At 60.9% G+C, this 18,429-nt stretch carries 13 protein-coding genes; 5 read left to right on the plus strand and 8 right to left on the minus strand.

Features of this window, described 5'->3' with window-relative positions:
• Positions 1 to 648: 648 nt before the first annotated feature.
• Positions 649 to 3,756 carry a transglycosylase domain-containing protein gene (locus tag AC515T_RS23050; protein ID WP_496530154.1) on the plus strand — a complete coding sequence of 1,036 codons (3,108 nt, stop codon included), beginning with the start codon at positions 649 to 651 and terminating at the stop codon, positions 3,754 to 3,756.
• 858 nt (positions 3,757 to 4,614) lie between these two features.
• Here AC515T_RS23050 and AC515T_RS23055 read toward each other — a convergent pair.
• The 8 genes from AC515T_RS23055 to AC515T_RS23090 all read right to left on the minus strand — a co-directional run bounded on the left by AC515T_RS23055 (position 4,615) and on the right by AC515T_RS23090 (position 14,495).
• The gene (locus tag AC515T_RS23055) at positions 4,615 to 5,097 is read right to left on the minus strand and encodes a CS1 type fimbrial major subunit (RefSeq protein WP_496533182.1); all 483 of its coding nucleotides are present in this window, start codon (positions 5,095 to 5,097) and stop codon (positions 4,615 to 4,617) included.
• Positions 5,098 to 5,156: 59 nt separating this feature from the next.
• Positions 5,157 to 5,900, minus strand: coding sequence for a molecular chaperone (locus AC515T_RS23060; RefSeq protein ID WP_496530155.1), 744 nt, complete (start codon positions 5,898 to 5,900; stop codon positions 5,157 to 5,159).
• Between the two features lie 60 nt (positions 5,901 to 5,960).
• Positions 5,961 to 7,208: a hypothetical protein gene (locus tag AC515T_RS23065; RefSeq protein WP_496530156.1), complete on the minus strand. Its 1,248-nt coding sequence runs from the start codon at positions 7,206 to 7,208 to the stop codon at positions 5,961 to 5,963.
• 47 nt (positions 7,209 to 7,255) lie between these two features.
• Positions 7,256 to 8,509, minus strand: a complete 1,254-nt coding sequence (locus AC515T_RS23070) for a hypothetical protein (protein WP_496530157.1) — start codon at positions 8,507 to 8,509, stop codon at positions 7,256 to 7,258.
• 46 nt (positions 8,510 to 8,555) lie between these two features.
• Entirely contained in the window at positions 8,556 to 9,788 is a 1,233-nt protein-coding gene (locus tag AC515T_RS23075; protein WP_496533183.1) for a hypothetical protein, read from the minus strand.
• A 61-nt stretch (positions 9,789 to 9,849) separates the two neighbouring features.
• Complete coding sequence (locus AC515T_RS23080; protein ID WP_496530158.1) at positions 9,850 to 11,094, minus strand: hypothetical protein; 1,245 nt, start codon at positions 11,092 to 11,094, stop codon at positions 9,850 to 9,852.
• A 258-nt stretch (positions 11,095 to 11,352) separates the two neighbouring features.
• Positions 11,353 to 13,884: a CS1-pili formation C-terminal domain-containing protein gene (locus tag AC515T_RS23085; RefSeq protein WP_496530159.1), complete on the minus strand. Its 2,532-nt coding sequence runs from the start codon at positions 13,882 to 13,884 to the stop codon at positions 11,353 to 11,355.
• Between the two features lie 125 nt (positions 13,885 to 14,009).
• Positions 14,010 to 14,495 (minus strand): CS1 type fimbrial major subunit, encoded by a 486-nt coding sequence (locus AC515T_RS23090; protein WP_496530160.1) that lies wholly within the window; start codon positions 14,493 to 14,495, stop codon positions 14,010 to 14,012.
• 425 nt (positions 14,496 to 14,920) lie between these two features.
• Here AC515T_RS23090 and AC515T_RS23095 point away from each other — a divergent pair, with 425 nt between their 5' ends.
• The 4 genes from AC515T_RS23095 to purT all read left to right on the plus strand — a co-directional run bounded on the left by AC515T_RS23095 (position 14,921) and on the right by purT (position 18,250).
• A complete protein-coding gene (locus tag AC515T_RS23095) occupies positions 14,921 to 15,499 on the plus strand; it encodes a PadR family transcriptional regulator (RefSeq protein WP_496530161.1) in 579 nt (192 codons plus the stop codon).
• The gene (locus AC515T_RS23100; protein WP_496530162.1) at positions 15,496 to 16,281 is read left to right on the plus strand and encodes a siderophore-interacting protein; all 786 of its coding nucleotides are present in this window, start codon (positions 15,496 to 15,498) and stop codon (positions 16,279 to 16,281) included. The genes AC515T_RS23095 and AC515T_RS23100 overlap by 4 nt, the downstream gene beginning before the upstream one ends.
• Before the next feature lie 228 nt (positions 16,282 to 16,509).
• Complete coding sequence (locus tag AC515T_RS23105; protein ID WP_186709959.1) at positions 16,510 to 16,977, plus strand: preQ0 transporter; 468 nt, start codon at positions 16,510 to 16,512, stop codon at positions 16,975 to 16,977.
• A 91-nt stretch (positions 16,978 to 17,068) separates the two neighbouring features.
• Positions 17,069 to 18,250 (plus strand): formate-dependent phosphoribosylglycinamide formyltransferase, encoded by a 1,182-nt coding sequence (gene purT, locus AC515T_RS23110; protein WP_496530163.1) that lies wholly within the window; start codon positions 17,069 to 17,071, stop codon positions 18,248 to 18,250.
• Positions 18,251 to 18,429: the final 179 nt, after the last annotated feature.

Consider the following 18,429-nt stretch of genomic DNA (forward strand, 5'->3'; position numbering starts at 1 on the left):
AAGCCGCCCTCGCTCTTCAACCGCTGAAACTCTTCAGCCATGCCATCGTTGCGTCTGCTGCGCAGCCGAGCGGGAGCAAGCTCCCTCGCCACAAAAGCTCCTTAAACCCTGACAACCATAAGCACCTGTGCAGTCTTCGTGCATGGGCTCGCAATCACTCATCCTGAAGGCATACCTACCGTGGCGAGGGAGCTTGCTCCCGCTGGGGGGCGAAGCCGCCCTCGCTTTTCAACCGCTGAAACTCTTCAGCCACGCCATCGTTGCGTCTGCTGCGCAGCCGAGCGGGAGCAAGCTTCCTCGCCACAAAAGCTCCTTAGACCCTGACAACCATAAGCACCTGTGCAGTCTTCGTGCATGGGCTCGCAATCACTCATCCTGAAGGCATACCTACCGTGGCGAGGGAGCTTGCTCCCGCTGGGGGACGAAGCCGCCCTCGCTTTTCAACCGCTGAAACTCTTCAGCCACGCCATCGTTGCGTCTGCTGCGCAGCCGAGCGGGAGCAAGCTTCCTCGCCACAAAAGCTTCTCAGCCAATGGCATCTCACAAGTGCTCGTGCATGGGCTTGCCCATAATTTCCCCTCCCCCCACGCCAACCACCGTCTAAGCTTCAAGCAAGTCCGATCAATCTGCTCAATGGATCAGTCGACTATGGGCGCTTTGTGGCAAACCGATTCGAATGAACCTGTGGTCCCGACTGAACGTATGGAAGAAGCGCCTTTACCTCAAAAAAAACGCCGCGCACGGCATGGCTGGCGGGCATTCTGGTTGTTGCTGCTGATTATCGTCGTGGTGGTCGGCCTGGCGGCGGCCAAGGAAATGCGCACATCGCGGTTTCAGGCCCGGGAGCTCAGCAAGTACGCCGCGTCCCTGAGCTATTCGGTGCAGCCGGGGCCCAGCGACGCCATCGTCTACCCTGGCGCAGGCCCGTTCGACCGGCGCCTGGGCTACAGCGCGCTGGGGGAATTCCTGCCGCGCCTGCTCAAGCGCGACTACGTGATCCAGGCCCAGGCGCGGTTTTCGCCGGCGTTGATGGGCTACGTCGAAAAAGGCCTGTTCGTACCCTATGCGGAAAAGATCCAGGCCGGGCTGACCATCACCGACTGCCGCGCCGCGCCGGTCTATCAGTTCAAGTACCCGCAGCAGCTGTATGCGAACTTCGAAGCGATCCCGCCCGTGGTGGTGCAGAGCCTGTTGTTCATCGAGAACCGTTTCCTGCTCGACCCCAAGCACCCCCTGGCAAACCCGGCCGTGGACTGGCCGCGCTTCGGCATGGCGGCCTGGTCGCAAGTCGCCAAGCTGCTGAGCCTGCCGGGGCAATCCGCCGGGGGCAGCACCTTGGCGACGCAACTGGAGAAGTACCGTCACTCGCCTGAGGGCCTGACCGTGTCCGGCGCGGAGAAAATCCGCCAGATGATTTCCGCCAGCGTGCGCGCTTACCAGGCCGGTCCGCAAACCCTCGAGGCGCGGCAGCGGATCATCCGCGACTACCTCAACAGCGTGCCACTCTCCGCCGTGCCAGGGCATGGCGAAGTCCATGGCATGGCCGAAGGCTTGCGGGTCTGGTACGGCGCCGATTTCAATCGGGCCAATGAACGCTTGGCCAGCACTGCGACCGATCCCCAGAGTCTGGCGGAAAAAGGCCTGGCCCTGCGGGAAATGCTGTCATTGATGATTGCCCAGCGCCGGCCGTCCCATTACCTGACCAAGGGTCGCGATGAACTGGCGAACCTGACCGACAGTCACATCCGGTTGCTGAGGCAAAACGGCGTGATTGACGCGGCGTTGGCCGAGGCGGCCCTGGCGAGCAAGGTCAGCTATCGCGACTGGGTCCAGGACCCGACTGTCCAGCCCAACGAAACCAACAAAGGCATCAGTGCCGCCCGCAGTCGCCTCGCCGCCCTGCTCAACCGCCCGCTGTACGACCTCGATCGCCTCGACCTCTCCGCCACCAGCACCTTGCAAAGCGACTTGCAGGCCCAGGCCACCGACTACCTCAAGCGCCTGGCCGACCCGGCCTTCGCGACCGAGATCGGCCTGATGGGCGAACGCCTGCTGACCCCCACCAGCACCACCCAGGTGCGCTACAGCTTCACCCTGATGGAGCTGACCCCCGATGGCTCGCGCGTGCGGGTGCAGACCGACAGCACCGACCAGCCCTTCGACATCAACGAAGGCAGCAAACTGGAACTGGGCTCCACCGCCAAGTTGCGCGTGCTCACCACGTACCTGCAGATCATCGCCGAACTGCACGAGCGTTATGCCCAGCAGACCCCGGCGGCGTTGAAGAAAACCGAGATCGCCGAGCAGGATCGCCTGTCTCGCTGGGCGCTGGACTACTTGATTGAAAACACCGACCGCAGCCTGCCGAAGATGCTCGAAGCCGCGCTGGACCGAAAGTACTCAGCCAGCCCCGGCGAAGCGTTCTTCACCGGTGGCGGGCTGCACACTTTCCACAACTTCCGCCGGGAAGACGACGGTCGCCTGCCCACGCTGCGCGACGCCTTGCGAGAATCCATCAACCTGCCGTTCATCCGCCTGATGCGCGACCTGGTGCGCTACGCCACCTATGCCGGGCCCAACAACAGCTCCGAACTGCTCAAGGACGACAAGGACCCGCGCCGCCAGGAATACCTGGCCCAGTTCGCCGACCGCGAAGGCACTTCGTTCCTGCTCAGGTTCTGGAAGAAGTACCAGAAAAAGGACACCGGCCAGCGCCTCGAAACCTTCCTCGACGGCATGCGCCCCACGGCGATCCGCCTGGCTGCCGTGCACCGTTACTTCTTTCCCAACGACAGCCAGGAGAACTTCAACCGCTTCGTGCGCGCGCATTTGAAGTCGGCCAAGAGCGCCGAAAAGCTCACCGACGAACGCCTCGAACGGCTCTACCAAAGCTATGGCCCCGGCGCCTATGACCTGCCGGACCAGGGTTTCATCGCCAAGGTCCACCCCTTGGACTTGTGGCTGATGGGTTACCTGCTGAACAACCCCGACGCCAAGTTCAGCCAGATCGTCAAGGCCAGCCAGTTCGAGCGCCAGGAAGTCTATAGCTGGCTGTTCAAGAGCCGGCACAAGAGCGCCCGCGACAGTCGCATCCGCACCATGCTGGAGATCGAAGCCTTCCTGGATATTCACCAGCGCTGGCAGCAGGTCGGCTATCCGTTCGACCACCTGGTGCCGTCGCTGGCCACCGCCATCGGCAGCTCCGGCGACCGCCCCGCCGCGTTGGCGGTCCTGGTGGGTACCATTCTCAACGACGGCATCCGGCAACCGGCCTTGCGCGTCGACAGTTTGGATTTTGCCGTCAATACGCCCTACGAAACACGCCTGGTCAACGACCCGGAAAGCGGCAAGCGCGTGATGCCGGTGGAAGTCGCCCAGGCTCTGCGCGGTGCGCTGTCCCAGGTGGTGGATGCCGGCACCGCGAAACGCGTGGCCGGCAGTTTCAAGTTGGCCGACGGGACGCCGCTGGCCATGGGCGGCAAGACCGGCACCGGCGACAACCGCATCGAAGCGGTCGGCTCCGGCGGGCGAGTGATCAGTTCCAAATCGATCAACCGCACCGCCACCTTCGTGTTCTACATCGGTGACAGCCATTTCGGCACCCTCACCGCCTATGTCCCGGGGGCATCGGCGCAGAACTTCAAATTCACTTCGGCCTTGCCGGTGCAAGTGCTCAAGGGCATGGCACCGTTTCTCTCGCCGTACTTGCAGCCGGGGACTCATACCCAGTGCAAGCCGTTGGTGGCGGAGCATTGACACAGCAACATGTGGGTCAAACATATATGGCGAGGGAGCTTGCTCCCGCTGGGGGCGAAGCCGCCCTCGCTTTTCAACGGCTGAAAAAATGCTTCAGCCATGCCGCCGTTGCGTCTGCTGCGCAGCCGAGCGGGAGCAAGCGCCCTCGCCACAAAAGCTCGTCAGACCATGACAACTGCAAGCACCCGTGCATTTTTTTGGGCAAAGCTGGCAATCAATCATTCTGAAGGCATGGGCTCCGTGGCGAGGGAGCTTGCTCCCGCTGGGGGGCGAAGCCGCCCTCGCTTTTCAACGGCTGAAAAAATGCTTCAGCCATGCCGCCGTTGCGTCTGCTGCGCAGCCGAGCGGGAGCAAGCGCCCTCGCCACAAAAGCTCGTCAGACCATGACAACTGCAAGCACCCGTGCATTTTTTTGGGCAAAGCTGGCAATCAATCATTCTGAAGGCATGGGCTCCGTGGCGAGGGAGCTTGCTCCCGCTGGGGGGCGAAGCCGCCCTCGCTTTTCAACGGCTGAAAAAATGCTTCAGCCATGCCGCCGTTGCGTCTGCTGCGCAGCCGAGCGGGAGCAAGCTCCCTCGCCACAAAAGCTTGTCAGACCATGACAACTGCAAGCACCCGTGCATTTTTTTGGGCAAGGCTGGCAATCAATCATTCTGAAGGCATGGGCTCCGTGGCGAGGGAGCTTGCTCCCGCTGGGGGGGCGAAGCCGCCCTCGCTTTTCAACGGCTGAAAAAATGCTTCAGCCATGCCGCCGTTGCGTCTGCTGCGCAGCCGAGCGGGAGCAAGCTCTGGCAACAGGGTTTTATGCAGATGCTCAATTCCATGAGCCCACCACCGTGCGCTCTTGCACTGATTGCCCTACGGCGCAGTCGCGTCGAACACCATGTGCACCGTGCCGTAGTAGTCGCCAGGCTTGTACTCGTCATCGGGCTTGATGGCAGCGATGACGAGCGGCACCTGGCGCCCGGGCCGGGCCTCTGTGGCCGAGACCACCTGGGCCGAATCCAGGGTCAATACGACGTTGTTGAACGTCACGCGCAAATCAATGCGCTCACGACCATTGGACAAGTACGCCTCTTCCCCCAGGCGTGCGCCGATAGAACCGTTGCTGTTCTTCACCTCGTAGGTCGCCCGCAGTGGGCTGAGTTCGTTGGTGATGGTGCTGAAGGGCAAGCGCTGTTCGCGCTGGACCAGTTGCGGGTCGAGGGGCAACACGTAGAAGTCGGCCGTCGGGATGGTCACGTAGACTTCGAACGTTTCCCGCTCGACCGCGCCCCAGGCGGTGGCCCAGGGCAACGTCAGGGCGGTCAATGCGAGGGGGCGTATCAATGCCTTGAATATTTTGGTCTTGAACATTTTGATTACCTCTGGCGTCAACGACGGTTCGGCGACGGTGGCCATCAACCTTTGATCTCGACGTTTTTTTTCTGGTTGCCTTCGACAAGGGTGAAGCGGTATTGCCGCCCCGCTTCCTTGTCGAACGAGAAACTCTGACCGCTCTTGACGTGGTGTTTGGTGGTGGGCTTGCAGTCGTTCTCTTTCTGCGCCACGCAGTCCTTGAACTCATCGATCACCAACACCGTGTTGCCGTTATTACGCAACTGGTAGCGGCTGGCGCTGTCGTCGATCACGGTGTCGTACCGGGTGTTCTTGGGCCGCACGAAAAACACCGTGCCGTAACCCGCCAACACCTTGACCCCCGCCGCCACGCGGTCCTTTTTATATTGCTCGCGCTCTTCGGCGCTGATGGCGAACTCGTCTTCGGCTTCGGGCACCACCGGCACGAAACGCACCCGGAAGTAGCGCTCCTTGTCGCGGTTGCCCATGAACAGCAAGCGCGTACCCTGCACCCCGTTGGCCGGCACGATCAGCCGCGCCGGGCTGGCCATCAACCCGTCCTTGGCCTGGGCGCTGGCCTGGTTCTGCAGCGGCACTTCCTGGTAGCTGCCGTCCTCGTTGTAGATGATTTCCAGGATGTTGACCTTGACGAACGCCGTGGACGTGCCGCCGTTGAACACCCGTTTCATATAGGTGCTTTTGTCGCCGTCGAGGTAGTCGTACACCACCCCCACCCCAATCTGCGGCCCAGCCTGGGCCACGCCGCAAAACAGATAGATCCCAACCCATGCCAATAGATGTTTCATCGCTTTTCCAACCTCATGCAGTAAACACAACTCATTGAATTTTTCCGGCCAGCCGGCCACTCAGACTTCCGAATCCCAGATCACCGTGACGTTGCCGCTGTAAGCCGTGGCGCCGGTGTCCAGCATCTGCTCGACGCTGCTCTGGCCCACCTCGAAATGCAGCATTCCCAAGCGTCGATCGACGTATAAACCCGGCCGGAACAGCTCGGTGCCACTGCCGTCGCGCAACAGCCGGCGGCGGTTGACCGGTTGCCCGCCGGCATCCGTCAGGCCGTCGGGCAGGGTCACGCTGACGTCCACCGGCACGGCGTGGCCGGTGGATGTTTCGGTGATTGCGCAGGTGTTGCCGCTGATGTGCTGGCACTCGAGGGCCATCTTGAAACGGGAGGACGCGGAGATATGAAAGCGCTGGTCGCGGAACAGCCGCGTCGGTTTGCGGCCGCTGTTCAGCCAGGATTGCCAACCTTCCTGGGGCACCAGTTCGACGCGGTTGCCGCCGGGGGGGACTTCGACTTTGAGGGTGTGTTCGACGTCAAGGTTGAAGTTGAGGGTGATAGCCGAGTCATTGGGAATCATGACGTCCCCCAGGTCCACGTCCTGGCCCGGCCCCACAGTGAATGTCATAGAACCCGTGTATCGGCCGCTCGACATCCTCAAAGGGTTGGGGGTGCGCAGTTCGTAGGCAAAGTCCAGGTAGGTGTAACTCATACTCGGAATCAAATAATTGGCTCTTTTGGCACAAGCGCCTTCTACCGGCGTCTTCCAGAAAAACATGTACCAGTTACTGCCATAAGCCCCAACACCACTGTATTGACATGGCGATGGTGCATACACCCAACTGGAGCCGTTCCATAACCTCTTATGGGCGGTCAACATATCTACGCCGCCACCGACCAAATCGACGACGCTGCCAGGGAACTGGTATCGCGAACCGATACCCGACCAGCGCACTTCAACAGTTTCTGTCTCGCCTGTCGTTGAATGAGTTACCTGCGCGGTACGCCAATTGGCGGGGACTTTAAACATCGCGCCTTGCCGCGCGTCTCCATGGCCCGCCTGAATAGGGCCGGTCGAACTGGCGGTCAGGGGCATCCGAATGCTGAACATTTTTGTTGTCCTGCACTCCGCCGGATATTGCGCGCAATAACCACTGACCGGCGTAGTGTTGAGAAACGTATTCTCCTGGGGCTTGGACGCATCGGGCCTGAACAGCGCGCTGATGTCCTGGTTCAAGGCATTGGCCGCAGGCACGCACGCAACCAACAATGCCCCGACCACGCTGCGCATGTTCACCGGTAAATACTTCATCTATCTCCCACCATCAAATCGGCTCGGAACAGGCCGAGCCAGCCTGTCTAAACTTCCGAATCCCAAATCACCGTGACATTGCCGCTGTAGGCCTTGGCGCCGGTGTCGAGCATCTGCTCGACGCTGCCCTGGCCCACCTCGAAATGCAGCATTCCCAAGCGCCGATCGACGTATAACCCCGGCCGGAACAGCTCGGTGCCACTGCCGTCGCGCAGCAGCCGACGGCGGTTGACCGGTTGCCCGCCGGCATCCGTCAAGCCGTCGGGCAGGGTCACGCTGATGTCCACCGGCACGGCGTGGCCGGTGGCGGTTTCGGTGATCGCGCAGGCGTTGCCGCTGATGTGCTGACACTCGAGGGCCATCTTGAAACGGGAGGAAGCGGAGATATGAAAGCGCTGGTCGCGGAACAGCCGCGTGGGTTTGCGACCGCTGTTCAGCCAGGATTGCCAGCCTTCCTGGGGCACCAATTCAACGCGGTTGCCGCCGGGGGGGACTTCGACTTTGAGGGTGTGTTCGACATCCAGGTTGAAATTGAGCGTAATAGCCGAGTCATTGGGGAGCATGACGTCACCCAAATCAAAGTCTTGCCTTGGCCCGGCACTATAGGTCAGCGACCCAGTGTATCGGCCAGATGACATTTTCAAGGGATTGGGGGTGCGCAACTCATAGGCAAAATCCAAGTAGCGGTAAGACATGCTTGGAATCAAGTAACGAGCTTTTTTAGTACATTCGCGCTCTACCGGAGTCTTCCAGAAAAATTTGTAGCGTTTCTCGGAAAATGCCCCTACGCCGGTATTTTGGCAGGGAGTGGGGGCTGCCACCCATTGGTGACCATAGCCGCCCCACAACCTCCAATGAGCCGTTTGTGCATCCACGCCACCACCCACCAAATCAATCACGCTACCTGGGAACTCATATTGAGAACCTATTCCGGTGATTCGTAGCTCTACAACTTCCGTTTCGCCTGTCCCTGCATGAGTGATCTGTGCTGTCCGCCAATTGGCAGGAACTTTAAACGTTGCACCCTGCCGAGGGTCAGCATGATTGGCCTGGATAGGGCTGGCCGAATCGAAAATAATCGGCAGACGAATACTGAACATCTTTGCAGCACTGCATGACGCCGGATACTCCTCACAATAACCACTGACCGGCGTGGTATTGAGAAACGTATTCTCGTTGGGCTTCGAGGCATCGGGCCTGAAGATTGCGCTGATATCCCGCGTCAAGGCACTAACTTCGGACACGCAGGCCAACGACAACACCGAAACCAGGGTGCGCACTATTATCGGTAAACGTTTCATCTCGCTCTCACAACAAATCGGCTTGAATAGGCCAAGCCATGCCTTGCTAAACTTCCGAATCCCAAATCACCGTGACATTGCCGCGGTAGGCCTTGGCGCCGGTGTCCAACATCTGCTCGACGCTGCCCTGGCCCACTTCGAAATGCAGCGCCCCTAACCTGCGATCCACATAAAAACCCGGCTGGAACAACTCGGTGCCACTGCCATCGCGCAGCAGCCGACGGCGGTTGACTGGTTGCCCGCCGGCATCCGTCAAGCCGTCGGGCAGGGTCACGCTGACATCCACCGGTACGGCGTGGCCGGTGTCGGTTTCAGAGATCGCGCAGGTGTTGCCGCTGATGTGCTGGCATTCGATGGCCATCTTGAAACGTGACGAGGCCGAGATATGAAAGCGCTGGTCGCGGAACAGCCGCGTCGGTTTGCGTCCGCTGTTGAGCCAGGCTTGCCAGCCTTCCGGGGGCACCAGTTCCACGCGGTTGCCGCCGGGGGGCACTTCGACCTTGAGGGTGTGCTCGACGTCGAGTTTGAAATTGAGGGTGATCACCGAGTCATTGGGAAGCATGACGTCCCCCATGTCGAAGTCCTGCCCCGGCCCAACGCCATAGGTCACCGAGCCCCGGTATTGGCCGGACGACATCCTCAATGGGTTGGGTGTACGCAGTTCGTAGGCGAAGTCCAAGTGGCGGTAGGACATGCTGGGGATCAAGTAGCTGGCCCTTTTCGCGCACACACCTTCGACGGGGGTCTTCCAGAAGAAGTTATAGATAAGGTGGTTCAAGGTCCCGAAGCCGGTGGATTGACAGGGCGAGGGCGCGTACTTCCAGCTCGAACCGCCCCATAACTTCCTATGAGCGGTTGAGAGGTCCACGCCGCCCCCGACCAGTTCAACGACACTGACGGGCAGTTGGTAGCGCGAACCGACACCGGATATGCGGACTTGAACAATTTCAGTTTCGCCCGTCTCGGTATGGGTCACCTGTGCCAGACGCCAAGTGGCCGGCACATCGAACATCGCCCCTTGGCGCGAATCCCCATGATTGGCCTGAATGGGACCGGTCGATTCGAAGACAATGGGCAACTGAAGGCTGAACATTTTTTCCCTGTCACAGACCGCCGGATACAGTGCGCAATAACCCGAGACAGGGGTGGTATTGAGAAAAGTATTTTCATTGGGCTTCGAGGGATCGGGCCTGAATATTGCGCTGACATCCTTGCTGACGGCATGAGCCGTCGATACACAGGCCAACACCATCACCGATACCATGCCTTGCACTGCCATTGGTAACTGCTTCATCTACCCTTCCCTCACATTTGGCTCGGACCGGCCAAGCCATTCCTTTTTAAACTTGCGAATCCCAGATCACCGTCACATCGCCGGAGTAGGTCGTGGCGCCGCTGTCGAGCATCTGTTCGACGCTGCCCTGGCCGACCTCGAAATGCAGCATTCCCGAGCGCCGATCGACGTACAAACCCGGCTGGAACAGCTCAGTGCCGCTGCCATCGCGCAGCAGGCGACGGCGGTTGACCGGTTGCCCGCCGGCGTCCGTCAAACCGTCAGGCAGGGTCACGCTGACGTCCACCGGCACGGCATGGCCAGTGCCGGTTTCGGCGATGGCACAGGTGTTGCCGCTGACGTGCTGGCATTCGAGGGCCATCTTGAAACGCGAAGAAGCAGAGATATGGAAGCGCTGGTCGCGGAACAGTCGTGTGGGTTTGCGGCCGCTGTTGAGCCAGGACTGCCAGCCTTCGTTGGGCACCAGTTCGACACGGTTGCCGCCGGGGGGGACTTCGACCTTGAGGGTGTGTTCGACGTCGAGTTTGAAGTTGAGGGTGAGCGCGGAATCGCTGGGAACCATGATGTCGCCCATGTCGATATCCTGCCCTGGCCCGACGCTATAGGTCAGCGAACCGGTGTATTGCCCGGACGACATTTTCAAGGGATTAGGGGTGCGAAGCTCGTAGGCAAAATCCAGATAGGGAAAATTGAGCCCGGGGATCAAGACAAAGGCCTTTTTGGCGCATGAACTTTCCACCGGGGCCTTCCAGAAAAATGTGTAAGTCCTGGGGCCATGGAACCCTACGCCGCTGTATTGGCAGGGCGTGGCGGCATAGACCCAACCGGCACTCCACAACAATTCGTGAGCCCTCGCTTGACTCACACCTCCACCTGCCAGGTCGACTGCATCATGGGAGAGACGGTATTGCGAACCGAAACCGGACCAGCGCACTTCAACCGTTTCCGTCTCCCCCGTGCCTGCATGGGTGACCTGCAATGTTCGCCAATTGGCAGGCACTTTAAACATCGCCCCTTGCCGATGATTTGCATGATGGGCTTGAATAGGGCCGGTCGAAGCAGCAGTCAGGGGTAATCGAATGCTGAACATCCTGGTTGCCGCGCATTCAGCCGGATAGCTTCCACAGTAGCCACTGATCGGCGTGGTATTGAGAAATGTATTCTCCTGGGGTTTCGAAGCGTCGGGCCTGAATACAGCGGTGATATCCCGCTCCAAGGCGTTGGCTGCCGGTGCACAGGCAAACAGCAACACCGAGACCACGCTGCGCACTGCAACCGATAAGGGTTTCATTGATACAACCTCATATATCAAGACCAATCACTGCAAATAAAGGTGTACCGCTGCTCAAGGAAGTCTGAAAAACCCGTGGCGAGGGAGCTTGCTCCCGCTGGACGCGACAGCGTCCCCTACGGGGTGATGGCTGGCAAAGCAGGGGGCCGCTTCGCAGCCCAGCGGGAGCAAGCTCCCTCGCCACAGGTTTCATCGTTGATCTTGAGTGAGCAGCATTAGCCAATAGGGGTGGAGCTTGGCTCCCACGGCCTTGGCGGTTCATGAACGCTGCTTCGTCCCGGCCTCGGCCAGCGTCGTATCGGCCAGGCTGTCCGGGGTGCAGCGCAAGTCACCGATCATCAACACGTCGCCTTCGCGGGCGGAGCTGTCCGGGTCGAGGCGGAAGCGACAGAACAGCTCGTTGCCGTACCGCACTTCCAAGGTCGGGGAGCCGGCATTCATCTCCATGGAGAAGAACCCGTCCACCTCACTGATGCCGCGGCTGGCGTGGTTGATCACGTGATGGCCCTTGAGCGGCTCTCCCTGCTCATCCAGCAGGCGGCCGAGCACGGTCACGGTTTTCATCACGTTGACCTTGCGGTAATCCACGCCGCCCTTGTTCAGGTGGTAACGGGTGCGGGACGGCTCGATGTTCGCCGCCGGTGGATGCACGCCCTCGAAATCGAAGGTCACCATGCTGTTCTTGTAGGCGGTGATCGGCACGAAGTTGCGACCCGGGTGCAAGGTGGTGCTGCCGCCGGTCAAGTCGTCGGCCCGCAGGATGATGTCGTCCAGGTCGGTTTCCACGTCGACGATCATGCCGGCGCCGCGGCCATGGGCCAGGCCGGTGAAGGCGGCTTTCTGACCACCCACCGCCACCGTGCTGCTCAGGTTCAAGCCGCCGGTAAGGTTGTCGTTGTAGGACGAACGCTGGATGAAGCCATCGCCGTACATCGACTCGGTCATGAAACTGGCGATGCCGGACAGGCCCACGCCATAGGTGTCGGCCAGGGCCGTGGCGGAGACGCTTTGCAACACGTGGTCCTGCAGATCGCGGCGATAGGACAGCGAGGCATTGTTGTCCCGCGTGCCTTCGCGGGAAGTGCGGGTGCCGATGCTGCCCGACCAGTACTCGCCGGGCCCGCCCAAGGCAACGCTGAGGCTCAGGTCCACGCCACGATTGCGCCGGTCGTTGGTACTCGACGTGCCAGGGCGGTCGAACACCGACAATCGCCAGTTGGCATCGCTGCCACCCAGCGTGGTGCGCTGGGTCCAGCCCAGGTCCAGGCCGGTGCCCTGGACATTGCCTTCGCTGTAGGCCAGCCGGCCGTTGATGGAGTTCTTGTTGCTCAAGCGATGATTGACCGACAGCGATGAATTGCTGGTCTGGCCGACGTAGACGTTGCGCTGGCGGATACGGGTGCCGTCCGGCAAGGTCTCGTAGGTGTTGCGGGTGTCGAGCCAGCTACGGTTGTGGCTGGCGACGATGCTGCCTTGGCCATAGCTGTACAGGCCTTGCAGGTCCATTCCGGTGCCGTACTGCTCGGTCTGGTAGACGTTGGCGTACAGGCTGGTGCTGCTGGCGAGCGTCCAGTCGATCGAGGTGCCGACTTGCAGCTTGTCCTGCACCTGGCGCGTGGAGGCGCCGAGAATCACCCGTGGGTGCAGCAGGTAGTTGACGCCGAGCCCCGCGGTGTTGAAACCCGAGGGCTGGTCTTCCCAGTTGCTCCACAGCCGGGTTTCGCGACCGGCGAACAGGTTGTAGCGCCAACGGTCTTCGGTGCTGCTCCAGTTGTTGGGCTTGTAGACCAGCTCCTGGCTGGTGGCGGTGGTTTGCCCGTCCTCGATCAGCCGCACTTCCACTTCATAGATACCGCCCGGCAACGGGCGGGTATCCAGGCTCTGCAAGCCGGCACTGACGGCCTGGGTGTTGATCAGCAGGCCGCTGCGATAAATCTCCACCGACGCCTGGCGGCTGGCGGTGACATAAATGGGGTAGACGCTGGGTTTGGGGTTGTCGACCAGCAGGCTGTCGGAGCTGCCGTACATCACCCCCAGCGCGGTGTCCGGGTTGGCGCCGAACGAACGGATCTGGCGATTCAAGCCATCGGAACTGGGGGTGAAGTAACCCAGGCGGAAAAAATTGCCTTCCATTTCCCGTTGGGTGTAGAGCTCGTGGACGGCGTGGTAGACCTTGTCGTCCGGCCCGCCAAGACGCGAGAGCTGAAGGTCCAGGGACTGACTCCAGTTGCCCACGCTGGAACTGGCATTGAGGCCATACCGTCCGCCGGTGTCCTGTTTCTGGCCACCGTTGAGATTGAGTTGGTTATTGAAGATCAGGCCGAGGCTGCCGCCTTCCGGTTGATCGTAGAAACGCTTGGTTTCGGTTGCGCGCTCGACATCCTGGGTCAGGATCGACACTAATGAATTCTCAAGGCTGTAGTGCACGGCCAGCAACCCGCCCGTGCAGTTGGTTTCACATGCGCCCAATGCTTGTCCCTGCTTGAGGCGTTGTTCCCATTGTTCGCGCTCGACGGCTTTTATCGTGCTGTCTTGCGTGTCGGTGAATTCCAACAAGGTAATGCGATCATCCCGCGTCAAGACCACCATGGCCTCACCGAGATACTGTTGATTGAGTTCAATACGAACCGCGAGTGGCACATCGAAGAAGTGGGCTTCAAACTCCGCCGGCAGGCCCTTGGCCTGGGACAACAGGCTTCTTGGCGTGGTACCGGGGGCGGTTGGCGCGGCCAATGCTGTCGCGCACAAAAATAGCGCGAGCGCACCTGCGATGGGTGTCATCGGAAACATCAACGGATTCTCATATTCAGCGAGCTATCGGGGCGTTTCAGGTACAGGCCGACCGGCTGGGGAGAACCGGTCGACCTGCGGCGATGCCCGTGGGCGAGGTGAAACTCACCGGGCAGCGAATGGCCTTACGGACGCGGCACGGCGTCGAAGATGACGGTCATGTCGGCGGTGTACAGGCCGTTCTGGGTGTCCAGAGGCTTGGCCGCGACGATGGTCATCTCAGCCTGGGTGCCTGGCGTGGAGGTGGCATCGTCCACCACTTCCTGCGGCGTGGCGGTCAGGGTGACGCCGTTGAAGGCGGTGGTCAGGGCGATGGCATCGCTGCCGTTGTACAGCGAAGCCGGGCCGCCTTCGATGTACGCGTTGACCGAACCTTCGGTGTTTTTCACATCATAGGTCTGGCGCAACGAAGTCAAGGTGCCGTTGACCGTGTTGTAGCTCATGACTTCATCTTTACCGAAGTCCGGGTTGCGTGGCTGCACGTGGAACTGTTGGGTCGGGATGTTCGCGGTGATGTGGATGGAGGAGCGTGCATCATCGGCAGCGAATGCCAGCGGAGAACCCAGGGCAGCGGCGACCAGAGCAGTACCGGATACGAGTTGTTTGAGCATGTTGTTAACACCTGTTCTTAGCGATAAAGAGAAAAGGTTGGAATTGCAGACCAAGCGCAACTTGGCCCGCCCCTCCAACGCCGAGCATGATCGGCGCTCTTTGACTAAAAAAAAGCAGGCAATTTCCTATAGGCGTGTAGTAAATCCGGCATACAAAAGAGCGAAAAATACGCAGTTAGCGATAAAACAGAAGTTTGGCTGTCAGAAACACCCCACATTTAAGCCTACAGACTTTTTATCATTACAAATGTATGCCGTCACACCCCGCATACATTGAGCATTCATGTAAGGTCATTCCTTGAACCCAAGTAACCCGCCGCAAAAACAAGATATATCTTAGTTTGCGAAAAATCATTAAGTCAAAAGATATATCTTTTATTCAAGATATATCTGAGCGCTATCTATATGCAGAACGGAGACAGCATATGAACGCCCTTTATTCTCATTCCACCTCTTCCTCCAAACGCGAACACGACGGTTTCGAACGACGCCCGACGGGTTCGCGTGGCAGCCGGGCCCCCCGGGTCTTCGCCTCCGGTGATTTGAAGGTGTTGCTGCTGGCGCTGATTGCCGAACAGCCTTGTCATGGCTATGACCTGATCCGCCGGATCGAGCACATGTTCGAGGGCGCCTACAGCCCCAGCCCCGGCGTGATCTATCCGACCCTGACCTTCCTGGAAATGAACGCCATGATCAGTTGCGGCATCAAAGACGGAAAAAAGTGCTACAGCGTGACCGATGCCGGACGTCTATCTCTTGAGGATCAGGCCGAAGCGCTGGATGAGGTACGTACGCGCATCGAAATCAGCAAGCGCACGTTGCGCGGCCATGATCGTCCCCCGGAAATCCATGAAGCGGTGTATAACCTGCGCCATGCCCTGCAAAAGCATCATGGCCACTGGAGCCCGGAAGAAATCCAGCGGGTGCGCGACCTGCTCGACGCCACCGCCAAAGCCATCGTCGACGGCCCCGACCGTCCATCTGTTTCGGAGTCAAGCCAATGACCGAAGTCGATCCAAACACCATTCACCGTGTCAGCCACGAGATCAAACGCCGTCGCCTGCAAGTATTGCGGGTGGAGGACCTGACCCCGCGCATGCGCCGCATCACCGTCGGCGGGCCGGAACTGGCCGGGTTCGTCAGCCTGGGCACCGACGATCATGTGAAGTTGCTGTTCCCGCAGAATGCCGAGGAGCAGGCCGCCCTGGAAAACTTCAGCCCCAACGCGGGCAAGGCCCAGGGCCCGATGCCCGAGATGCGCGACTACACCCCGCGCCGCTATGACTTGGACGCCTTGGAGATGGACATCGATTTCGTGCTCCACGGCGACGGCCCGGCCTCGACCTGGGCGGCCCAGGCGGCGCCAGGGCAATACCTCAACATCGCCGGGCCCCGGGGCTCGATGATCGTACCGGACATCTTCGACAGCTACCTGTTGATCGGCGACGAAACCGCCCTGCCCGCCATCGCCCGCCGTCTCGAAGGCCTGGCGCCCAACCGACGGGCCCTGGTGGTGGTGGAAGTGGAAAACGGCGCCGAACAGCAAGTGCTCCAAAGCCCGGCGCAGGTGCACGTGATCTGGGTGCTGCGCGAAGGCCGCCAGGACAACCTGCTGCGCACCGTGCAGCATCTGGAAATGCCCGGCGGCAAGCTGTACGCCTGGGTCGCGACCGAGAGCAAGGTGTCGCGGCAGATTCGCAAGGTGTTGCTGGAGGAGAAAGGGTTGGACCAGGACTTTGTGAAGGCGGTGGGGTATTGGAAGCTGGAGGGCAGTGAGGAAGATTGAGGGACTGGCGGTGGCTGAAGTACCCTTTATCCGCTGACTGGACGCCCCCCCTGTGGCGAGGGAGCTTGCTCCCGCTGGGCTGCGCAGCAGCCCCCCAAAGCAGTCACCTCGATCTATCTGATCCATCGAGTTGTCAGGTTTTGGGTCTGCTTCGCAGCCCAGCGGGAGCAAGCTCCCTCGCCACAGGGGCTATCGCACTTTATCCATCACCACCAGGTACCCCGCCCCATGCTTTTCCTGCTCGCCTACATCAGCAGCGTCGTGCTGATCAACTTCGCGTTTTCCGCCGCGCCGCACCTGGACATCATCTGGTCGGCCTGGGGCGGGCTGGTGTTTATATTGCGGGACATGGTGCAGACCCGTTTCGGCCATGGCGCCATCGTGGCGATGCTGGCGGCGCTGGTGCTGTCCTATGTCACCTCGGACCCGACCATCGCCCTGGCGAGCGCCACGGCGTTCGCAGTGTCCGAGTGCATCGACTGGCTGGTGTTCACGATCACCAAGCGCCCGCTCCATGACCGGTTGTGGATCAGTTCGGCCCTGAGCATTCCCCTGGATACATTCATTTTCTTCGGTCTGATCGATGCCCTGACGCCCGCCGTGGTGATCACCGCCCTGCTCTCGAAATTCGCCGGGGTGACCGCCGTCTGGCTGATCATGGCCTGGCGTCTGCGCAAACAGGCCGTCGCCGGCTGACGCGGTTCATGTAAAATGCCGCGCTTTCTCCCCATGGGAAGCTCGCCCGGCGCGCGCCCCCGATGATCCGCTCCTGTTTGAGGACCTTCAGATGACCCGTATCGGAACCCCATTGTCGCCCACCGCGACCCGCGTTTTGTTGTGTGGCAGCGGCGAGCTGGGCAAGGAAGTGGTAATCGAACTGCAGCGCCTGGGCGTCGAGGTGATTGCCGTGGATCGCTACGCCAACGCGCCGGCCATGCAAGTGGCCCACCGCAGCCATGTGATCAACATGCTCGACGGCGCCGCCCTGCGTGCGGTGATCGAGGCCGAGAAGCCGCACTTCATCGTGCCGGAAATCGAAGCCATCGCCACCGCCACCCTGGTGGAACTGGAAGCCGAAGGCTTCACCGTGATCCCCACCGCTCGCGCCGCGCAGTTGACCATGAACCGCGAAGGCATCCGTCGCCTGGCTGCCGAAGAACTGGGCCTGCCCACATCGCCGTACTTCTTCGCCGACACCGTGGAAGACTACCGCAAGGCCGTCGAGACCCTGGGCTTCCCGTGCGTGGTCAAGCCGGTGATGAGTTCTTCGGGCAAGGGCCAGAGCCTGCTGCGCGGTAACGATGACGTGCAGAAAGCCTGGGACTACGCCCAGGAAGGCGGCCGCGCCGGCAAGGGTCGGGTGATCATCGAAGGGTTCATCGATTTCGACTACGAAATCACTTTGCTCACCGTGCGTCACGTGGGTGGCACCACCTTCTGCGCACCGGTCGGCCACCGTCAGGAAAAAGGCGACTACCAGGAATCCTGGCAGCCCCAAGCCATGAGCCCGAAAGCCCTGGCCGAATCCGAGCGCGTGGCCAAGGCCGTCACCGAGGCCCTGGGTGGTCGTGGTCTGTTTGGCGTCGAGCTGTTCATCAAGGGTGACCAGGTGTGGTTCAGCGAAGTCTCGCCACGCCCCCACGACACCGGCCTAGTGACGCTGATTTCCCAGGACCTGTCGCAGTTCGCCCTGCACGCCCGCGCCATTCTCGGCCTGCCGATCCCGCTGATCCGCCAGTTCGGCCCGTCGGCGTCGGCGGTGATCCTGGTGGAAGGCCAGTCGACCCAGACCGCGTTCGCCAATTTGGGCGCGGCCCTGAGCGAACCGGACACCGCCCTGCGCCTGTTCGGCAAGCCGGAAGTCAACGGCCAGCGCCGCCTGGGCGTGGCCCTGGCTCGCGATGAGTCCATCGAAGCGGCCCGCGCCAAGGCGACCCGGGCGTCGCAAGCGGTGAAGATCGAGTTGTAACGCTTACCCAAGGCTGCCCCCCCTGTGGCGAGGGAGCTTGCTCCCGCTGGATGCGCCAGCATCCCCTGCGGTGTGATGGCTGGCAAAGCAGGGGGCTGCTTCGCAGCCCAGCGGGAGCAAGCTCCCTCGCCACAAAAGCTCAGAAGCTCAAAGGCCTGCGTCCACAGAGACTCCGCGTT

It is taken from the genome of Pseudomonas sp. FSO-7, assembly GCF_059579345.1.

Coding starts and splice junctions, on each gene's coding strand:
- AC515T_RS23050 (WP_496530154.1), top strand. CDS start 649: ATGGGCGCTTTGTGGCAAACCGATTCGAATGAACCTGTGGTCCCGACT.
- AC515T_RS23060 (WP_496530155.1), bottom strand. CDS start 5,900: ATGAAACATCTATTGGCATGGGTTGGGATCTATCTGTTTTGCGGCGTG.
- AC515T_RS23065 (WP_496530156.1), bottom strand. CDS start 7,208: ATGAAGTATTTACCGGTGAACATGCGCAGCGTGGTCGGGGCATTGTTG.
- AC515T_RS23070 (WP_496530157.1), bottom strand. CDS start 8,509: ATGAAACGTTTACCGATAATAGTGCGCACCCTGGTTTCGGTGTTGTCG.
- AC515T_RS23075 (WP_496533183.1), bottom strand. CDS start 9,788: ATGGCAGTGCAAGGCATGGTATCGGTGATGGTGTTGGCCTGTGTATCG.
- AC515T_RS23080 (WP_496530158.1), bottom strand. CDS start 11,094: ATGAAACCCTTATCGGTTGCAGTGCGCAGCGTGGTCTCGGTGTTGCTG.
- AC515T_RS23085 (WP_496530159.1), bottom strand. CDS start 13,884: ATGTTTCCGATGACACCCATCGCAGGTGCGCTCGCGCTATTTTTGTGC.
- AC515T_RS23090 (WP_496530160.1), bottom strand. CDS start 14,495: ATGCTCAAACAACTCGTATCCGGTACTGCTCTGGTCGCCGCTGCCCTG.
- AC515T_RS23095 (WP_496530161.1), top strand. CDS start 14,921: ATGAACGCCCTTTATTCTCATTCCACCTCTTCCTCCAAACGCGAACAC.
- AC515T_RS23100 (WP_496530162.1), top strand. CDS start 15,496: ATGACCGAAGTCGATCCAAACACCATTCACCGTGTCAGCCACGAGATC.
- AC515T_RS23105 (WP_186709959.1), top strand. CDS start 16,510: ATGCTTTTCCTGCTCGCCTACATCAGCAGCGTCGTGCTGATCAACTTC.
- purT (WP_496530163.1), top strand. CDS start 17,069: ATGACCCGTATCGGAACCCCATTGTCGCCCACCGCGACCCGCGTTTTG.